This is a genomic window from Halorubrum sp. 48-1-W (assembly GCF_003287355.1).
Taxonomy (GTDB): Archaea; Halobacteriota; Halobacteria; order Halobacteriales; family Haloferacaceae; genus Halorubrum.
In genome coordinates this window covers 1-1,328 of sequence record NZ_QMIM01000064.1, presented here as the reverse complement: position 1 = coordinate 1,328, position 1,328 = coordinate 1, and the positions used below count along the sequence as shown (strand labels likewise).

Annotated in this window: 1 protein-coding gene; it reads right to left on the bottom strand. The window is 68.1% G+C overall.

Annotated elements, in window-relative coordinates; all coding sequences use genetic code 11:
* A partial coding sequence (locus DQW50_RS17500) for an APC family permease (protein ID WP_198664723.1) occupies positions 1-1,328 on the bottom strand: 1,328 nt, incomplete at both ends.

The window sequence follows — 1,328 nt, the reverse complement described above, 5'->3', positions numbered from 1 at the left end:
GTCTCGCTGCGCGCGTACACGAAGTACCACGCGACGGCCGCGACGACGAACCCGGCCGACAGCGCTATCTCGATCCCGTCCATGAACGCGACGAGCCCGAGCGACAGCACCGCCCCCAGGATCGGCGTGATCGGGTACAGCGGCACGGTGAAGTCCGGGTCGTACTCGGGGACGTCCGCCTCACGGAACACGATCAGTCCCACGTTCATCAGCGCGTACACGATCAGGTGGAGCACGCTCGCCGCCTTCGCCAGGATCTCGATCTCCTGGCCCAACAGCGCGATGAACACCACGATGAGTCCGCCGGTCACCAGGATCGAGCGGTACGGCGTCGCGTAGTTCGGGTGGATCTCGTTGAGCCAGTCCGTGACGATCTTGTCGCGTCCCATCGCGAAGTTGATGCGCGCCGACGCCAGGATCGACGCGTTCGCCGAGGAGGCGGTCGCCAACAGCGCGCCCAGGGTCATCACGGCCGCGGCGATCCCCGCGACGCCGCCGATCGGCCCGATCGACTCGGGGAACGCGACCCGCGCGGCCTGCGCGACGGGGGCGTCCTGGCTGAGTTCCGGCCACGGCACGACGCCGAGCATGGTGGTCACGAGCACCGCGTAGATCACGGTGACGATGGCGACGCTCCCGATGATCGCGATCGGGAGGTTGCGCCCGGGGTTTTTGAGTTCCTCGGCGACGGTCGCGATCTTCGCGTAGCCCAGAAAGGAGACGAACACGAGCGCGGTCCCGGGGAGGATCGCGCCGTAGCCCGCGGGGGCGAGGCCGCCCTCGTTCCCGGCGAGGGTGGCGTAGTCGAACGAGAGGAAGCCGGCGACGGAGAACGCGCCGAGGATCGCCAAAAGCAGGAAGACGATGACGGTCTGGACGCCGCCGGTCTCCTTCGCGCCGATGTAGTTGACGGCGACGAAGACCAGCCCGGCGATGAGCGCGCCCAACTGGATGGGGTTGAGGAAGGCGATCGCGGGGAGGCCGACGAAGACGGCGAGGTACTGCCCGAAGCCGATGCAGTAGAACGCGGAGGCGAACGCCAGCCCCATCCAATCGCCCATGCCGGCGATCGAGCCGAACATGGGTCCGAGCGACTTGTTGATGTAGTAGTAGCCGCCGCCGGCTTTGGGCATCGCCGTGCCGAGTTCGGAGACCGACAGGGCGTTCACCATGGCGATCAGGCCGCCGACGACGAACGAGACGACGACGATCGGCCCGGCCGCGTTGGCCGCCACGCCCGGGAGGACGAAGATCCCCGCGCCGATCATGGTGCCGATCCCGATCGTCATCGCCGAGACCAGCCCCAGGTCCTTCGCCAGCTCCTCGTC